Source organism: Streptomyces sp. MUM 203J, assembly GCF_022414595.1.
In the GTDB taxonomy this organism is placed as follows: Bacteria; Actinomycetota; Actinomycetes; order Streptomycetales; family Streptomycetaceae; genus Streptomyces.
The window spans coordinates 59,686-76,166 of the sequence record NZ_JADWYO010000005.1 but is presented as its reverse complement, the minus strand read 5'-3'; the positions used below and the strand labels follow the sequence as shown (position 1 = coordinate 76,166).

The window sequence follows — 16,481 nt, the reverse complement described above, 5'->3', positions numbered from 1 at the left end:
CGGGCGGGGTTGCCGGAGAAGGCCGGGAGGGTGACCACCACACCGGGCAGGTGCGCGATGCCGCTGGAGACCACCGAATGGGAGACCGTCAAGGAGTGGGCGCTGGTCTACCTGTTCAAGACCCTCGACCCGCACACCGCGCTGGAGCGGGCCGGTTTCGCCACGGCGTTCGTCACCCGGCTGAAGCTCACCGCCAGGCCCGCCGACAACGCCGCTGAGCTGGTCGGCGAGTCGCTCAGGTCGATCCCGGGGCAGGTGGCCCTGCTGGAGGCGCTGCTGCGGACGGGCCTGGCCGATCACGAGGACGCCCACATGGCCGGGGACTTCCTGGCGCGGCTCCGGGAGGACGCCCGGACCCACGGTTCGGAGGACCCGTTCGGCCGGTACCTGCTGAAGAACGGCACCGAGGCCTTCCTGGACCGGGAGAACCTGCGCACCGAGCTGCGCACCTTCCTGACGAACCCGCACACGGCGGTGCTGGTGGTGGACGGTGAGCCCGACAGCGGCAGGTCGTACACGTACACCTTCATCCGGCACATCGGGCAGCACCGCGGCTTCCGCCCGGTCCGTGTGATCCTCGACCCGGCGTCGACGGCCGGCCGGGTGCTGGCACAGCTCGCCGCCTTCGTCGAGGCCGACACGGCCCTGTCCCCGGCGCCGCCGGGTGCGACCGGGCTGGACGACCTGCTGCCGACCCGGTACAGCGCGGTGCTGCGGGTGGTGCGGGAGGCGACCGACCCGGAGGCGCCCGTCTGGTTCGTGCTGGACGAGTGCGACCGGCTCGACCCCGGCTCGGACGTGTGGGAACTGATCGGCCAGCTCGCGCGGGCCGTCTCCGAGTACGAGCCGAGGCCCGGCGAGCAGCCGCCGCGCCTGGTCCTGCTCGGCTACAGCGAGGCGGCCCGCCCGCTGCCGCACGATCTGCGCAACAGCATCCAGCGGGACCGGGCGCGGGTGGCCGGACCCGCCGAGCTGAGGACGCTCCTCGCACACTGCTTCCGGGAGGTGCCGCCGCCCGTCCGGTTCCGGGAGCTCGCCCCGCAGGAGCGGGAGGCGGCACTGACCGAGCTGGCGGAGGTGGCGCTGGCGGAGGTCCTGCACGCGGTGGGCGAGCCCGGGGACCGGGCGGGGCCCGCCTGTGGCGGCGCCCGTGAGCGCGACAGCTACATGCGGCGGCTGTGCAGCGCCGTGGAAGGAGCGGTCCGTGTCTACCGAGCCCTCTGACCCCGTGGCCGTACGGGAGCTGTTCCGTGAGCGGCTGCGCGACGAGCTGTGCTCCGCCCTCGGGCTGCCCGGGCCGGTGCCGGACGCCCGCATGGGCTACCGCCGGGCCGCCTCGCTGCTGACGGCTTTCGACCCGAGGGCACTTCGGCTGCCCGGTGAGGAGCGGGCGACCGGGCGGGCCGTCATGGAACTGACGGAGGACTGCACGGCGGCCGGGACGGCGGAGGGTGCCCGGTGGACGCTGACGCCCGAGGCGCGTGAGGCGGCGCTGCGCTCCCTGGAGGGTCCGGAGGCGGCGCTGAGGGCACTGGAGGGCAACCTGGGCGCGGTGCCGGAGGGGGCCGGGCCGGAGCGGGCGTGCCTGGCGCTGCTGCGCGGGGAGCCGCCCCGGGTACGGGGGACGGACGCCGAGGAGCTGGCGGATCTGCTCCAGGCGGTGCTGTGGCTCGCCCGGGTGCCGGGCGTGACCGGGCTGCCCGGCCCCGAGGCGGTGCGGCGCGAGCTGGACAGGGCACGGCTGATCCAGCCGCTGGAACGGCTGGTGCGGGCCCCGTTCGTGGGGCGGGCCGCCCAGCTGGCCGGGATGCGGCGCCATGTGACCGACCCGGCGGACGCGGACGGGTCCCCCGCTCCCCCGCTGCTGGTGCACGGGCGCGGCGGCATGGGCAAGAGCACGCTGATGGCGCACTTCCTGCTCGACGCGCTCAGCCCGGACGACCAGCCGGCGGGGACCGGCACCGGGCGGGAGTTCCCGTTCCCCTTCGCGTACATCGACTTCGAGCGGCCGTCGCTGTCCGTGCACGAGCCGATCACCATGGTGGCGGAGACCGCCCGGCAGCTGTCCGTCCAGTTCCCGGCGTTCCACGACGAGTTGGAAGCACTGGCCGACGAGGGGCTGCGGCTGGTGCGCGACCAGCGTGCGGGCGAGGAGCAGGTGGCGGACCTGAACAGACTGGCGGCGACCCGGGCGGGACTGGGGCGGCGGTCCTCGCGGGAGTTCCTGGAGCAGGCGAGCGAGCAGGAGAGCGCGCTGTTCCGCCGGGTGGGCGAGGTCCTGGCGAGGGCGGTGGCCCCGGAGCAGCCGCCGTTCCTGATCGTGCTGGACTCCTTCGAGGAGGCCCAGTACCGGTGGTCGCCGGTGCTGGGCCGGATGTGGGCGATCTACTTCGCCTTCTGCGACACGTATCCGCACGCCCGGTTCGTCGTGTCGGGGCGTGCCCCGGTCGGGCACCCGGCGGCCGGGCCGGACCTGGTGGAGATCGAGCTGCGCGATCTGGACACGGAGGCGTCGGTGGAGCTGCTGCGGCAGTCGGGGGTGACGGACGAGCCGCTGGCGCGGGAGCTGGCCGAGCGGGTGGGCGGGCATCCCCTGAGCCTGCGGCTCGCCGCGCGGGCCGTGGCGCTCGCCGGAGGGGACGCCGCCGGGCTGCGGGATCTGATGCGGAGTCTGCCGGAGCGGCGGCGGGACTTCTTCCGGCAGGTCGACCAGCTGCTGGTGCAGGGCATCCTGTACGAGCGGATCCTCCAGCACATCCCGGACGAGGACGTGCGGCGCCTGGCCCACGCCGGGCTGGTGCTGCGGGTCATCACCCCGGAGGTCGTACGGGAGGTGCTGGCCGGGGCGTGCGGGGTGGAGGTGCCGGGGGCGGAGGCGGCGCGGCGGCTGTTCGGCACGCTGTCGCGGCTGGACCTGGTGGAGCCGGTGGGCCCGGAGGCCGTGCGGGTGCGGCCGGATGTGCGGGCGATCATGCTGCGGCTGGCGGACAGCGACCCCGATTCGCTGCTGCCCGAGGTGGAGCGGCGGGCCGTGGCGTACTACGCGGGCCGGGAGGGTACGGCGGCGCGGGCGGAGGAGATCTACCACCGGCTGCGGCTGAACGAGAACCCGCGCACGGTCGAGGAGCGGTGGCTGCCGGGCGTGACGCGGCTGCTGGCGGGTGCCGAGGAGGAGATGAGCCCGCGCTCGGCGGCGCTGCTGACCGCGCACAGCGGCCAGGGGCGGGGGCGGGCCTCGGAGCTGGTCATGGCCGAGGCGGACCAGGAGGACTGGGAGCGGATCACCGCGCACGGGGTGGAGGACCTGCTGGCGCAGGGGTTCACCCACCAGGCTCTGTCGTGTCTGGAGGAACGGCGGCCCTGGACGCCGTGCGGGCCGCTGCACGTGCTGCTGGCGGAGGCGCTGAGCGCCACGGGGAGGCGCGCGGAGGCGCGGGGCGTGGTGTCGGACGCGATCGAGCGGGCGCGGGAGGCGGGCTGCGGGGAGCGCCGCCTGGAGCTGCTGCTGCTGTCGGCGCGGCTGGCGCAGGAGGACGGCGACCGGGACGCCGCGGACCGGGAGCTGCGGCTCGCGGAGGACGTGGCGATCGGGCGGGGCCAGCACCTGGAGGCGATGGGCACGCTGCTGGCCAGGGCACGGCTGGAGGCAGGGATGCGGGAACAGACGGGTGCCGGTCCCGAGGCCGGGGTGCCGGTCCGGGAGCGGGCCGGGGAAGCCGGGGTGCGGGAGGCCGACGCGGAGTTGGCGCGGCGGCTGCGGGGCATTCCCGACCGGCTCCTGGCCGGGCAGCCCGCGCTCGTACGAGGGGTGGCCTCGCAGGTGTACACGCTGGACGCGCGCGCTCTGGACCACGCGCTCCAGCTCGTGGGCCTGCCGGACGACGAGCGGGTGCTGGAGGTGCTGGGCTCGGCGCTGCGGCGGGCGGTGGAACGGGACGCGCAACTGCTGCCGCCGCTGATGGACATCCTGCACCGGGCAGCGGGGCCGGTGCAGGGGGCTCCCGCCCGGTCGTACGGCTCGGGGGGCTGCGCGCCCCGGCCGCCGGGGAAGCCCGAAGGCCCCCCGAACGGGCGGCCGTCACCGTCTCCCGCTGCCCCGCCGCCCCCGGCCGGGCCGGGTGACACCCCCGCGTCCGGGGTCACCGACATCCTGCGGCTGGCGCGGGAACGGGGCACGCTCGACGAGCTGACGCGGCGGCTGCTGGTGCTGCGCGACAGGGACGGCCAGATCGCGGCGGGCGTCGCGTCCGCCCTCCGTACCGGGACGGGAGAGGAGGGGCCATGACTCGCTATCTGTCGCCGGACGCGGTCGTCGCGGTCCGGGACGCGGCACTGGACGCCGGGCTCGGTGATCTGGGCATGCGGAAGGGGCTGTTCGAGGGGATCCTCGGCACCTATGTGCGCCGGCTGGAGCTGTACCCGGCGCCCCTCACCCAGGTGGAGTCGGATCTGGTGACGATGAACCAGACGTCACGGCTGGTCGACGGCACGGTGCCGCTGGAGCTGTGGCTGCGGAACGCGGTCCGCAGGACCACCGAGGCGGCACCGCTGGCCGTGCTCCAGCGGGCCCTGGACGAGGTGGCGCGGCAGGCGGGCGGCGAGCCGGACCTGCTGGCGGGGCTTCCGGTGCCGGAGCTGAAGGAACGGATCGTGCACCGGGACGACACCGTGCCGTTCACCTTCCTGCGCGGCGGCGACCGGGCGGGGCTGGCCGTGGCCCGGCTCACCGTGCCCGCGTACGAGCACGGTGAGCCGGTCGGCCCCGGCCCCCACCTGGGCACCGGCTGGCTGGTCACGCCCACACTCATGGTGACCAACCACCATGTGGTCAACGCCCGTACGGCGAGCGGCGGTTCACCGTCCCTCGCGGAGGACGGGGACCTGCGTCGCCAAGCGCGCGAGACCCGGGTGCGCTTCGACTACGAGAGCGCCGACACCGGCACGGAGGACGAGGCGGCGGTCGCGGAACTGGCCGCCTGCGACCCGGACCTGGACTACGCGGTGCTGCGGCTCACCACGGCCCTGCCGTCCGCTGCCCGTCCGGCGCTTCCCCTCGCCGGGAAGGCGCTCCAGGTCACGGCGGGGGCGCCGGTCGCGGTGAACATCATCCAGCATCCGGGCGGCGCGGAGAAGCGGGTGGCACTCCGGAACAACCTGGTCTTCCGGGCCGACGAGCGCGACCTGCGGTACTTCACCGACACCCAGGGAGGCTCCTCGGGCTCGCCGGTGCTGACGGACGACTGGGAGGTGGTGGCGCTGCACCGGGGCTCGCACCGGGTGGAGGACGTGTCGTTCCAGGGGAAGAGCGCGGCGTTCGTGAACGTCGGCACGCAGCTGACCGCCGTCATGGACCATCTCGCGCGGCACAGCCGGGAGGTGCACGAGGAGATCGAGCAGGCGCAGCAGCGCAGGTCGCAGGGCTGAGAGGAGCGTGCGTGCCATGGGAAGCCGGAGCAGGTCACCGGTCGCGGCCGGACCCCGGGAGATCTTCACCGACCTGCGGGCGGTGGCGGACCGGGTACGGGACGGACTGGACCGGGAGGTCCCCGAGTCGGATGTGGAGCCGCCCCCCGAGGAGGCGCCCGGCACGGAGATATCCCGGTTCGCCCAGGAGGAGCGGGCCCGGGTGCTGTCAGCCGGGGCGCGGGGCCTGGAGAAGCTCGCGAAGGGGCGGGACGACGAGGTCGGGGACGACGAGTCCTTCGGGATCGAGGCGATCGTCCTGCTGGAGGGCCGCCCGGCCATCCTGGTGCAGGCCGCCGACTTCGCCCCGCAGGAGGGCGAGTGGGAGGTGCTGAACCACCACCGGGCCGCCATCCGCGATTCGGTCAGCCGTGTGGGCCGGGTGGACGTGACCGGCCATGTGAGCCTGGACTGGGTGGGCACGGGATTCCTGGTGGGCGCGGACGTCATCATGACGAACCGTCATGTGGCGGCGGAGTTCACCCGGGGCGACGGCGCCGCGTGGACGTTCCAGCCCGGCCTCAGCGCGGACCTCGACCTCGCCCGGGAGTTCGGGCGGCTGCCGGGCACGGGCGGCCCGGCGTACGCGCTGACCGAGGTGATCGGCATCCACGACGAGGCCGACATGGCACTGCTGCGGGTGGCCCCGGTGCCGGGCGGCGAGCCGCTGCCGGATCCGCTCGCGGTCGCGGCGGACGCCCCGGCCGACCTGCCGGGACACCCGGTGTACGTGGTGGGGCACCCCGCCTGGGACGGGCGGCGCAACGAGCCCGAGTCGATGCGCCGGATCTTCATGGACATCTACAACGTCAAGCGCCTCCAGCCGGGCGCCGCCAACCGGCTGCTGGCCGAGAAGAACGTGATGACACACGACTGCTCGACACTGGGCGGCAACAGCGGCTCACCCGTCTTCGACCTGAACGACCACCGTGTTCTCGGACTGCACTTCGGCGGGCGCTACGGCTTCGGCAACTACGCGGTGCCGCTGTGGACGATGCTGGAGGACCCCCTGGTGCGCCGGGCGGATCTCAACTTCGTATGAACGCATGAGGGGTTCCGCGGCCGGGCGCGCCCCCGGCCGTGGAACCCCTCACAGGTGTGCGTCACCGAGCGGCGGCCACCGGTACGGACGACGCGGCGGCCTCCGTGACGGGCCGGGGCTCAAGCACCCGTTCCGCGAGGTGCCCGAAGAGCAGCCCGAAGGAGGCCCAGAGCGCGGCCTGGATGGCGACGGCGCCGAGGCGGAACTCCCACAGCACGCCGGCCGGGAAGTCCTTGGGCGTCTCGTTGACGGACGGCAGGAAGACCATCGCGACGGCGATCACCGCCACGAACGCGGCCCCCGCCGTCACCGACGCGTTCCAGTTGCCCAGCCGCGCGGCGAGCCGCCGCCCGAGCAGGACCGCACCGGTCCCCAGGAGCACACTGAGGAGGATCATCAGGAAGAACAGCGCCGTCCGCTGGTCGACCGTACCGTCCTCGGTGCTGGCCGGCGGGTTCGCCGGGTACTTGAGGAACGGGACGAGCGAGACGGTGACGAACCCGGCGCCCGCCACCAGCGCGGCGGTGGCGCGGGCCCGGAACCGTCCGACGCGGCCGAGGACGAAGCAGTAGGCCAGCGCGGCGATGCCACCCAGGGCCACGGCGAACACCACCACGCCGGTGGCCAGGCCGGCGGTCGTCTGCTGGAGTCGGCTGAACGCCTCCTCACCGGCCTCGTGGCTGTGCCCGCCGCCCGCCGAGGCCGCGGCCTGGGCCTCCTCGTAGGCGATGGATGCGTTCACGGACGGGATGCCGAGCAGGTACGCCACGACGAACGCGACGAGGCCCGCCGCGATCCCGGCGAGCATGCCGCGCACCAGAAGGGCGCGCACTGTTGCGGAGTTCATGTGCAGGGCTCCTCGCGCGCTCAGTGGCAGGGGAAGCCGAGCAGGTGGCGGCCGTCGTGCACCCACTCGTGCACGGCGTCGCCGGAGAAGACCGCCAGCGCGCTCTGCTCGGCGCCGACGAAGTAGAGCAGCACGAGCATGAGCGTGCCGAAGAAGGCTGCCCAGGGCAGCATCTCCCGGACGGGAATCGGGGTGACGGCCGGAACCGTCGTGGGAAGAACGGCGGCGGGGCTGACGGCGGAGTCGGCCATGGCGAGACCTCCTGGGGGAACAACGCGTCCCAGTCGTTGGAGCACTCGACGACCGCGCGGGGTCTGACTCACCGCTCTGGGCGGCACACAGTGGCGCGACCGTGCCGGATTTGCACCGGACTTCCATCACGCTGTCGTCTCTGTCGCCAAGACGGTAGCGCTCCGCACGGATTCCGCCAAGGTGGCGTAAGTCGCACCTTAGGATCCGGCCCCATGACGACCCGCCTGTTTCTGCTGTCCGCCCCGCCGCCGACGGGCCCGCCACGCTTCGGCGAAGAGTCTCCCCTGGACGCCCGGACGCTGTCCCGCGCGGCGGAACTGCGCCCTTCGCTTCCCTCCCCGTCAGCCGGATGCCGTACGGCTCCCTCCCCCCGCTGCCGTGCGCTGGCCGGCGCGCTGGGGCTGGCGGCCGAGACGGACGAGTCCCTGCGGGACCTGGACGTCGGAGGGTGGCGGGGCCGGGCGCTGTCCGACGTCGCCGCGTCGGACCCGGAGGGTCTGGCCGTGTGGACGACGGACCCGGACGCGGCCCCGCACGGCGGCGAGCCGGTCACGTCCCTGTGCGCGAGGGTCGCCGCCCGGCTGGAGTCCCTGCCCGACCACCCGGGCGCCGTCCTGGCGGTCGTCCCTCCCGCGGTCGTCCGGGCGGCGGTCCTCCACGCGCTGAACGCGCCGGCGACGGCCTTCTGGCGCGTGGACGTGGAGCCCCTGTCGGTGACGTCCCTGACCCACCACGCGACCCGCTGGCACATACGGCTGACCTGACGGGGTCACCCGCGCAGGCCGGGGCCCCGCCCCCGGTTCTCGGGCGGGGCCGCGGAGTGGAACCTCAGCCACGACGGCGCCGCACCCACACAGCCGCCGCGCCCAGCACCACCCCCACCCCCGCCACGACGCCGACCGGTACCACCCAGCCCGCGCCCTGGGCCTGAGGCTTCGTCTCCTCCGCGGCCGCAGGGCTCGGCACCGGGCTCACGGCAGGGCTCGGGTCCGCACTCGCGGCCGGGCCCGGGCCGGCCGAGGTGCTCGGGGACGCGGGGGTCCCCGGGGAGACCGTCAGGTCCCCCTGCGCCTTGCCCAGCGCGGGATGACCGATGTCCACGGTCACCTTCCACCGCCCGGGCGGCAGCGCCTCCCCCGTCACGTACCGGCGCGCGTCGCCCGGTTCCCGCACCAACCGCCACGGTCCGAGCGCCGTCGCCCCGTCCGCGCTCACCGCGTTGACGGTCGCCGCCAGGGGCTCGTCGACGGCATCGCCGTCGTCCGCCCAGGTCACCGTCATCTGTACCCGCCCGAAGGCGTGACCCGTGATCTCGGCCCGGAGGCCGTCGCCGTGCGCGACCGCGACCGGTGCCGTGGCGATCAGCCACAGACACAGGCTCACGAGCACCGCACAGGCGACGGCCACCGGAGAAACAGCTCGTCGTGTCACGGCTTCTGGACCGTCCACACCTGAGCCGGGTTGTTCGACGCGTACTGCAGCTCGATCAGCCAGGAGCCGTAGTACGTACGGTTGCTGACGGCCAGCACGAGGCGGCTGTCACCCGCCGGGGCCACCCGCACTCCGCTGCCGCTCGCGCTGACCCGCCACTGCTGGGCGGCGGCGGAGCCGCAGGTCTGCTGGGCCACCCACATGCCGGCCGAGGCGCGCCCGCCGAGCTGGAGGCACTTGCCGGAGACGGCGGACCGGATCCGTACGGTGCCGTTCCCGGCCTTGTCGAAGTACCAGCGCTGCTGGGCGTAGCCGTTGCGCTGCGATCCCACCAGCACCGTACCGTCGCCCTTGCGCGCGCCCCACACCTCGGCGGCGTTGCCGGTGGCGCCGTTCATCAGCAGGTAGGCGGTGTCGGGCGTCGGGGTGGTGCCGCCGTTCCTGCCCGCCGTGCGGAAGGACGCGGCGCGGCCGACCCGGCTGTCCTTGCCGTTGGTGTACCGGACGGACACGGCGACGGAGTACTGCGTGCCCGGCGACAGGGTGTGCACCCGGGCGCTGGTGCCCTGGATCCAGCCGATGGGCTTGCCGTTCAGGTGGACCTGGTACCAGGCGGCGCCGGACGCCGCCCGCCAGCTGACCACGGCGGAGTCCTGGCCGATCTGGCCGACGGTGACGGCGGGCCCGTACGTCCCGGTGCCGCCCGTGGGCGTCGGCGTGGGCGTCGGCGTGGGGTCCGGCCCCGGGTCGGGGTTGGTGCCGTTGCCCTTCTGGCGCATCAGGAACTGGTTGTTCGCGATGTTCCAGTGGGTGTCGAGATAGCTGCCACGCCTGGGGTTGGTGTGGAAGTAGTCGTCGTTGCGGCAGTCGAGGAGGTTCTCGTAGCTCCGGTCACCGCAGACGATGCGCATCTTCGGGTAGTACGGCGTGTCCGAGTAGCACATGACGTCCCACTCGTCCGTGCAGTGCGCGCCCCGGCTGGTGTTGGGCGCGCTGTTGTTGACCGCGCCCAGGTTGTGGCCGAGTTCGTGCGCGGCGGTGTGCCCGCCCCAGCAGCCCGCGTCCGTACGGCCGTAGGAGGGACCGAAGTTGCTGAGGTTGTTCTGGCCGGGCCGCTCGTCGCCCGCGAACGTGCCGATACCGCAGTAGACCTGGGCGTCGGCGAAGATCATGTACTTGCGGTCGCGGCGGTCGAGCCCCTTCGCGGCGAGTGCGCGGTTGGTGGCGCTGAACTCGCCCAGCGCGGACGCCGGGATCTCCATGTTCAGCACGGTCGGGGTGCAGTCCGCCGCGTGTACGTAGCGGATGTGCCGGACGCCGCCGGTCACCTTGGCGCTGTCCGAGTAGATGAGGTCGGCGTCGGCGGCCCACTTGCGGAAGGACGGCAGGTACTGGGCGTACCGGTCCTTGCCGGGGGCGTGCACGTAGACGACCTGGACGCGGTTGCCGCTGGTGCCGTCGCCCTCGCACTGGACGGTCTGCCCGGCGGGGCCGGCGGCGGCGGTGCCGGTCCGCGAGCCGGCGCCGGCGGCCGTGCCCGTGCCGGAGGAGCCGGACGGGGAGGAGGCCGCGGCGGGCGGCTCGGAGGCGGGCTCGGCGTCCGGGTCGGTGGCCGCGGCGGCGTCGAGCGCGGGCAGCGCGGCCACGGTGGTGGATCCGCCCTTCTCCGAGGACGGGCCGGAGTCGGCCCCGGAGGACGGCGGGGCCGACGAGGGCTTCGCGTCCGAGGCAGGCGGCTTGCCCGGCTCACCCTCGGGGAGGGAGGCCTTCACGGCCGGCGGGGTGTCCTTCTTGATGTCGACGCCGGGCGGGGGCGAGTCGGGCCCGTGCGTGCAGTGGCCGCTGTCGGTGCGGTAGACGCCCTCGCACTTGTCGTCCTTGGGCGCCGGCTTGAGACCCTCGAAGACGAGCCCCTTGTCCGGCTCCTCCTTCGGCTTCTCGGTGATCGGCTCCGGCTTCTTGTCCCGGGCCGGCTCCTTGGCGGGCGCGGGGGCCGCGGTGGGCGAGGCGGCGGCGGGACGGGCGAGCTGTTCCTGGGCGCCGCTCGCGGCGGCCGTCGGTTCCTCTCCCCCGTTCATGCCCTGGTAGGCGACGCCTCCCAGAGTCGCTGCCATCGCTACTGCAAGCGTCGCGAGTATCAGTCGGCGCGGCTTGCGGCGCTGCGTCTTGGGCATTCTTCGTCGTCCAGACACGTTTCGTCGCACCTTTCCTTGGTCAGAGGACGGTGCGCGGAAGCCTGCCAGAACACATGTACGGAGGATTCAGACATACGGGAACGGGTCGAACGAGTCCGTACCGTTACCATGGTTGCCTAATTGATGAACCGTCAAATCTCTTCAAACAAAGGGGTGTTACGCGCGTCGACATCAGGTGGTCTAGTCCTGTTTAAGGATCTCGTGATCAAATCGAGATATCAGGATCGCTATGCGAAATGCTGTCAACCGGAATACCTCACTCCGTTCCGATGCGGTGATTACGCGCTGTGCAATTTCACTGAGTCGCCCCGGCGTGGTTTGCCCAGGCGAACATGGGCACCCGTCTTCCGGGTCAGGCCGGACGGCGACGGCCCGGGACCGAGGAGGCTGGTGGTGATGGAGGAGGTCCGGTTCGAGGACCGGCGGGACGCGGGGCGACGGCTGGCCGCCCGGCTGCGGGAGGCGGCGACGGGCGAGGAGTGGTTCGACCCCGTCGTCCTGGCCCTGCCGCGCGGCGGCGTACCGGTGGGCGCCGAGGTGGCCCGTGCCCTGCACGCGCCGCTGGATGTGCTCGTCACGCGCAAGATCGGGCTTCCGGGGCAGCCGGAGGTCGGGATCGGGGCCATCGCCGGGGAGGCACCGCCGGTCTACGACGACCAGGTGATGCGGATGCTCGGCATCCTGCCCGACGAGCTGGGCGCGTCCGTGGCCCACGAGCGCACGGAGCTGCACCGCTTGCAGGACCTGTACCGGGGGCACCGGCCCGGACCGGACCTGCGCGGCCGGACGGTACTCCTGGTCGACGACGGACTCGCGACAGGCGTCACCGCCCGGGCCGCGCTCAGGCTGGTACGGGCCGGAGAGCCCGCCCGGCTGGTGCTGGCCCTGCCCGTCGCCGACCGGCAGGCCCTGGCCGAACTGCGGCCCGAGGCGGACGCCCTGGTCTGCCTGTCGGAGCCCGCGGACTTCCAGGCGGTGGGGCGCTGGTACGGGAGCTACGAGCCGGTCTCGGACGACGAGGTGATCGCCCTGCTCCGCGAGCTGTCCGACCCGTCACTGCTGCGTCCGGCCCGGCACCGGTGAGGCGGGGCACCGGCTCCTCGGGGGTTCCCGCCCCCGGGGAGGGCCGGCGGATCACGCCGGTCCGCGGACCGGGGGCGCCGGTCCCGGCGTCGAGCGGGGTCCGGTGCGTCCGGCTGCGGGGCGGCGGAAGGAGTCGGCGCGGGGCACGGGCCGGCGACGCGGACATCGCGGACCGGCCTGCCGGGCCCCGCGGCCCAGGCCCGTCCGCCGTTCACGGCGCGGTCAGGGCGCCAGCGTGATCGCGGTGACCAGCAGCCCCCGGTCCACCAGCCACCGGCCGCCGAGCCGCTCCACGGGCATCCCCGGGTCCGCCACGAGGAGCCGTGCCTCGAACGTGCCGTCCACGCCGATGGTGATGTCCGCCTGCTCGAAGTCCAGCCAGCGGCGGGTCAGCGGGAACCACGTCTTGTAGACCGATTCCTTCATGCTGAACAGCAGCCGGTCCCAGTGCACCTCCGGCTCGGCCGCGGCCAGCTCCGCGGAGCGCCCGCGCTCGGCGGGCAGGGACACCGCCTCCAGGACGCCCTCGGGCAGGGGCTCATGGGTCTCGGCGTCGATGCCGACGGACAGCACCTCGGCGGCCCGCGCCACCGCCGCGGCGCGGTAGCCGTCGCAGTGGGTCATGCTGCCGACGATCCCGTCCGGCCAGACCGGGGCGCCACGCTCACCGCGCGGGACCGGCACGGGGCCGTACCCGAGCCCGCCCAGCGCGCGGCGGGCGCACCAGCGGGCGGTCGTGTACTCCTGACGCCGCCGGGCCACGGCACGGGCCACGTCGTCGGCCTCCGGGCCGAGAGGGGCGAGGCCGGGCGGGTCCTCGAACGCCTCCGCGAGGCACACGGGCGGCGCGAGCAGCTTGTCCAGCACGGATCCCCCTCCACGTCGCGGCCAATCTAACCCCACCCCCACCCCTTCCCGCACCGGGGGCGCCGCCCCGGAATCCTCGGCTCATCGAACGCCGGAGGAGCCGGGACCAGCCCGTCCGGCGCCCAGGAGCGGACCACGGGGCAGCGGACTCCGGGGCAGGGGAGAAGGCCGCCGCGCGTGGCCCCGTAGGCTGACGGGTCATCATATTCACGCCCAGGAGCGCCCTGTGACCGCCACGACCACCGCCGCGACCACCGCCACGCGCACCGCCGCACGCACCGCCAGATCCAGCGCCGTCATGGCTGCCGGAACCGTCATATCCCGGCTCACCGGCTTCCTCCGCAACAGCGTCATCGCGGCGGCGATCGGCGTCGCCGTCCTCAACGACACCTTCCAGATCGCCAACACGCTCCCCACCATGCTGTACTTCCTGGTCGGCGGCGGTGCCCTCAACGCCGTGTTCGTCCCGCAGCTCGTGCGCGCGATGAAGGACGACACGGACGGCGGCGCCGCCTATGCGAACCGGCTGCTGACGCTGGTCGTCACCGGGCTGGCCGGGCTCACGGCCGTGCTCGTGGCCGCCGCTCCCCTGCTCGTGACGCTCATGGCGCCCCGGCTCGCCGCGAACCCGGACACGCGGGACGTGATGGTCACGCTGGCCCGGTTCTGCATCCCCACCATGTTCTTCATGGGGCTGCACGTCGTGCTGGGCCAGATCCTCAACGCCCGGGACCGGTTCGGCGCGATGATGTGGACGCCGATCCTCAACAACGTCGTCGTCATCGCCACGTTCGGCGCCTTCGTCTGGGCGTACGGCCCGGCGGGCGCCACCGGCATGACACCCGCGACGATCCCCGCCGAAGGCGTACGGCTCCTCGGGACCGGCGTGCTGCTCGGGCTGGCCGTACAGGCGCTGGCGCTGCTGCCGTACCTGCGGGAGGCGGGTTTCCGGATCCGGCCGCGTTTCGACTGGCGGGGCAGCGGCATGGGCCGGGCCGCCCGGCTCGCCAAGTGGAGCATCCTCTTCGTGCTGGTCAACCAGGCGGGCCTGGTCGTGGTCTCCCAGGTCGCCACCTGGGCCGGGGACGTGGCCGTCGGCCAGGGCCACTCCGGCACCGGCTTCACCGCATACCAGTACGCGCTCCAGCTGTGGCAGATGCCGCAGGCCATCGTCACCGTCTCCGTGATGACGGCCGTCCTCCCCCGGATGACCCGCGCCGCCGTCGACGGCGACAGGACCGCGGTGGCCGCCGACCTCGCGTACGGGCTGCGCACCTCGGCCGTCGCGATCGTTCCGTGCGCGCTTCTCTTCGTCGCGCTGGGCGCACCGATGTCGGTGCTGATGTACGGCGCCGGGGACCCGGGTGGCGCCCGCAACATCGGGTACGCGCTGATGGCGTTCGGGCTCGGCCTGATCCCGTACTCGGTGCAGTACGTCACGCTGCGCGGCTTCTACGCGTACGAGGACACCCGGACGCCCTTCTTCAACACGGCGACCGTCGCCGCCGTCAACGCGCTGGGAGCCGGCGTCTGTTTCTGGACGCTGCCCGCCCGCTGGGCCGTCGTCGGCATGGCCGGGGTCTACGGACTGGCCTGCACGGTGGGCGCGGTGTCCGCGGTGGTGCGGCTGCGGCGGCGTCTGGACGTTGGCGTGGACGGCCGCCGTACCGTCCGTACCTACACCAGGCTGCTGCTGGCCGGGCTTCCGGCGGCCGCCGGGGCCGCGCTCCTCGCCCACCGGATGCCGGCGGTGACCGGCACGGGGACCGCCGGGACGGCGCTCACCCTGGGGGCGGGGCTGCTGGTGTTCGCGGTCCTGTTCCTGACCGCGGGCCGGCTCCTGCGGGTGGAGGAGCTGACCGTACTGACCCGTGCCGTACGCGGCCGGGTGGGGCGCTGAGGCGCTCGATCGCTCAGACCGCGACCATGCACCCGTCCGTCCCGTTCGTACCCAGCACGCTCACGATGCCGCTGCTGCCGTCCCCGAAGAACTTCGTGGTGATCCCGGCCGGGCGCCCGCCGAACAGCAGCGGGCCGATGACGGGGGCGACATCGGCGTCGTACGGCTCGTCCTCGCCGTCCGCGAGCATCGCGAGGCGGCAGGTGCGGGCGGAGACGTACTCCTGCACGATGCTCGTGCCGGTCTCGGCGGCCCTGGTCACCGCCTCCTCCCACTGCGCCGGTCCGGTGTCCCGGCCGAGGACGACCTGCTTGCCGCTCATGCCGATGCTCTCCTTCAGCACCAGGTCCTCCCGGTGGGCCACGGCGAACGGCACCAGGTCGACCTTCCGGTCGCCGCGGTTCGTCCACCGGTGCGACAGGACCCGCGTCCACGGCAGGTAGCGGTCGACGAGGGCGCGTTCGGCCGCCGTCATCCACGGCCGTCCCTCCGACAGCATCCCCATGGTCAGCTTGCTGGACAGGAACGTGGAGGTCTGGGTGCCCACCAGCAGGCAGCCCTGGTCGACCGCGGCCTGCACGGGCGCGGTGTCGATGCCCAGCTCCTCCCAGTCGGGGATCGTGAAGTCCCGCAGCCCCACCGGGTAGCGCAGCCCGGGCGCGCAGTCCCAGGCCTCGTGCAGCTCCTCCGGCTCGAAGAAGCGCGCGGCCAGCCCGTGGCGGGTCAGGTAGTCGGCCTGGAGGTCGAAGTAGCGGGTGTGGCCGCCCTGGTCGCGGGCGCTGCCCAGGATCGCCACGCGGGGCGGCGCGTCCAGCTCAGCGCACAGCTCGCGGAACATGGCGGTCCGCACGGCGAGGGGCTCGTCCGTGGTGTACGGCACCCGCCCGCCGTCGTCGCCGTACAGCTCGCGCCACATCCGGAGGCGGCAGTGGGTCTCCACCGGTCCGCCGAGCGCTCCGCTGACGTTGAACTCCAGGAACCGCGGCCCGTCCGGCCCGATCACCACGTCCGGGCGGACCACGCAGTCCGCGTACCGCTCCTCGGTGAACGGGTCGGCCATGAACAGCCGGTGCTCGTTGGCGGGCATCCGGTACGCGGCGAGTCTGCCCTCCGTGGTGGGGGCGCTCTCCAGGGCGGTGCGGCGGACCAGACCGAGCAGCGCCCGGGTGACGCGGAACAGTTCGGCGTACGAGCCGCGCGGCACTGCGAGGGGAGCGGCGGGAAGCAGCCGCTGACGGGGCCAGCCGAGGTCCCGTATCGCGTGGCGGCTGCGCCACCGGAGCGTCTCGGTGGGCACGGCGGGCGGTCTCAGCCGCAGCGTGCCGAACCACGGGTGACCCGACTCGGCGGACACGCCGACATCCTCAAGCACGCTCATCCCCGCCCCTGTGACCCCTGTGG

At 73.8% G+C, this 16,481-nt stretch carries 13 protein-coding genes and 1 riboswitch; of the genes, 7 read left to right on the top strand and 6 right to left on the bottom strand.

Annotated features, from left to right (window positions below; all coding sequences use genetic code 11):
- Positions 1-30 precede the first annotated feature (30 nt).
- Genes I3F58_RS05010 through I3F58_RS04995 form a run of 4 tightly spaced genes read left to right on the top strand, consistent with a single transcriptional unit; the run spans position 31 to position 6,505 of the window.
- Positions 31-1,224: a hypothetical protein gene (locus I3F58_RS05010; RefSeq protein WP_240106958.1), complete on the top strand. Its 1,194-nt coding sequence runs from the start codon at positions 31-33 to the stop codon at positions 1,222-1,224.
- Positions 1,205-4,285, top strand: coding sequence for an AAA family ATPase (locus I3F58_RS29285; protein ID WP_308354949.1), 3,081 nt, complete (start codon positions 1,205-1,207; stop codon positions 4,283-4,285). The genes I3F58_RS05010 and I3F58_RS29285 overlap by 20 nt, the downstream gene beginning before the upstream one ends.
- Positions 4,282-5,424 (top strand): trypsin-like peptidase domain-containing protein, encoded by a 1,143-nt coding sequence (locus I3F58_RS05000; protein ID WP_240106957.1) that lies wholly within the window; start codon positions 4,282-4,284, stop codon positions 5,422-5,424. Before I3F58_RS29285 ends, I3F58_RS05000 begins: the two co-directional genes overlap by 4 nt.
- A gap of 16 nt (positions 5,425-5,440) precedes the next feature.
- Positions 5,441-6,505 (top strand): serine protease, encoded by a 1,065-nt coding sequence (locus tag I3F58_RS04995; protein WP_240106956.1) that lies wholly within the window; start codon positions 5,441-5,443, stop codon positions 6,503-6,505.
- Positions 6,506-6,566: 61 nt separating this feature from the next.
- Here the strand turns inward: I3F58_RS04995 and I3F58_RS04990 are convergent, their stop codons facing one another.
- Positions 6,567-7,352 carry a CbtA family protein gene (locus tag I3F58_RS04990; protein ID WP_240106955.1) on the bottom strand — a complete coding sequence of 262 codons (786 nt, stop codon included), beginning with the start codon at positions 7,350-7,352 and terminating at the stop codon, positions 6,567-6,569.
- Positions 7,353-7,372: 20 nt separating this feature from the next.
- Positions 7,373-7,603, bottom strand: a complete 231-nt coding sequence (locus I3F58_RS04985; protein ID WP_240106954.1) for a CbtB-domain containing protein — start codon at positions 7,601-7,603, stop codon at positions 7,373-7,375.
- A 21-nt stretch (positions 7,604-7,624) separates the two neighbouring features.
- Positions 7,625-7,755, bottom strand: a riboswitch (adenosylcobalamin (AdoCbl) riboswitch).
- Positions 7,756-7,816: 61 nt separating this feature from the next.
- Here I3F58_RS04985 and I3F58_RS04980 point away from each other — a divergent pair.
- Positions 7,817-8,368, top strand: a complete 552-nt coding sequence (locus I3F58_RS04980; protein WP_240106953.1) for a histidine phosphatase family protein — start codon at positions 7,817-7,819, stop codon at positions 8,366-8,368.
- A 64-nt stretch (positions 8,369-8,432) separates the two neighbouring features.
- Here I3F58_RS04980 and I3F58_RS04975 read toward each other — a convergent pair whose 3' ends face one another.
- Together I3F58_RS04975 and I3F58_RS04970 are read right to left on the bottom strand one after the other, a co-directional pair.
- A complete protein-coding gene (locus I3F58_RS04975; RefSeq protein WP_240106952.1) occupies positions 8,433-9,035 on the bottom strand; it encodes a hypothetical protein in 603 nt (200 codons plus the stop codon).
- On the bottom strand, positions 9,032-11,149 hold the full coding sequence (locus I3F58_RS04970; protein ID WP_240106951.1) for an RICIN domain-containing protein: 2,118 nt from the start codon (positions 11,147-11,149) through the stop codon (positions 9,032-9,034). Before I3F58_RS04970 ends, I3F58_RS04975 begins: the two co-directional genes overlap by 4 nt.
- Before the next feature lie 477 nt (positions 11,150-11,626).
- Between I3F58_RS04970 and I3F58_RS04965 the strand changes: the two genes are divergently transcribed.
- Entirely contained in the window at positions 11,627-12,313 is a 687-nt protein-coding gene (locus I3F58_RS04965) for a phosphoribosyltransferase (RefSeq protein ID WP_240106950.1), read from the top strand.
- A gap of 222 nt (positions 12,314-12,535) precedes the next feature.
- Here the strand turns inward: I3F58_RS04965 and I3F58_RS04960 are convergent, their stop codons facing one another.
- Positions 12,536-13,180 carry a 4'-phosphopantetheinyl transferase superfamily protein gene (locus I3F58_RS04960; protein WP_240106949.1) on the bottom strand — a complete coding sequence of 215 codons (645 nt, stop codon included), beginning with the start codon at positions 13,178-13,180 and terminating at the stop codon, positions 12,536-12,538.
- Positions 13,181-13,406: 226 nt separating this feature from the next.
- On the opposite strand from I3F58_RS04960, the gene murJ reads away from it, so the two are divergent.
- Complete coding sequence (gene murJ / locus I3F58_RS04955) at positions 13,407-15,080, top strand: murein biosynthesis integral membrane protein MurJ (protein WP_374207903.1); 1,674 nt, start codon at positions 13,407-13,409, stop codon at positions 15,078-15,080.
- 13 nt (positions 15,081-15,093) lie between these two features.
- Here murJ and I3F58_RS04950 read toward each other — a convergent pair whose 3' ends face one another.
- Positions 15,094-16,458 (bottom strand): hypothetical protein, encoded by a 1,365-nt coding sequence (locus tag I3F58_RS04950; protein WP_240106948.1) that lies wholly within the window; start codon positions 16,456-16,458, stop codon positions 15,094-15,096.
- Between the last annotated feature and the right edge of the window lie 23 nt (positions 16,459-16,481).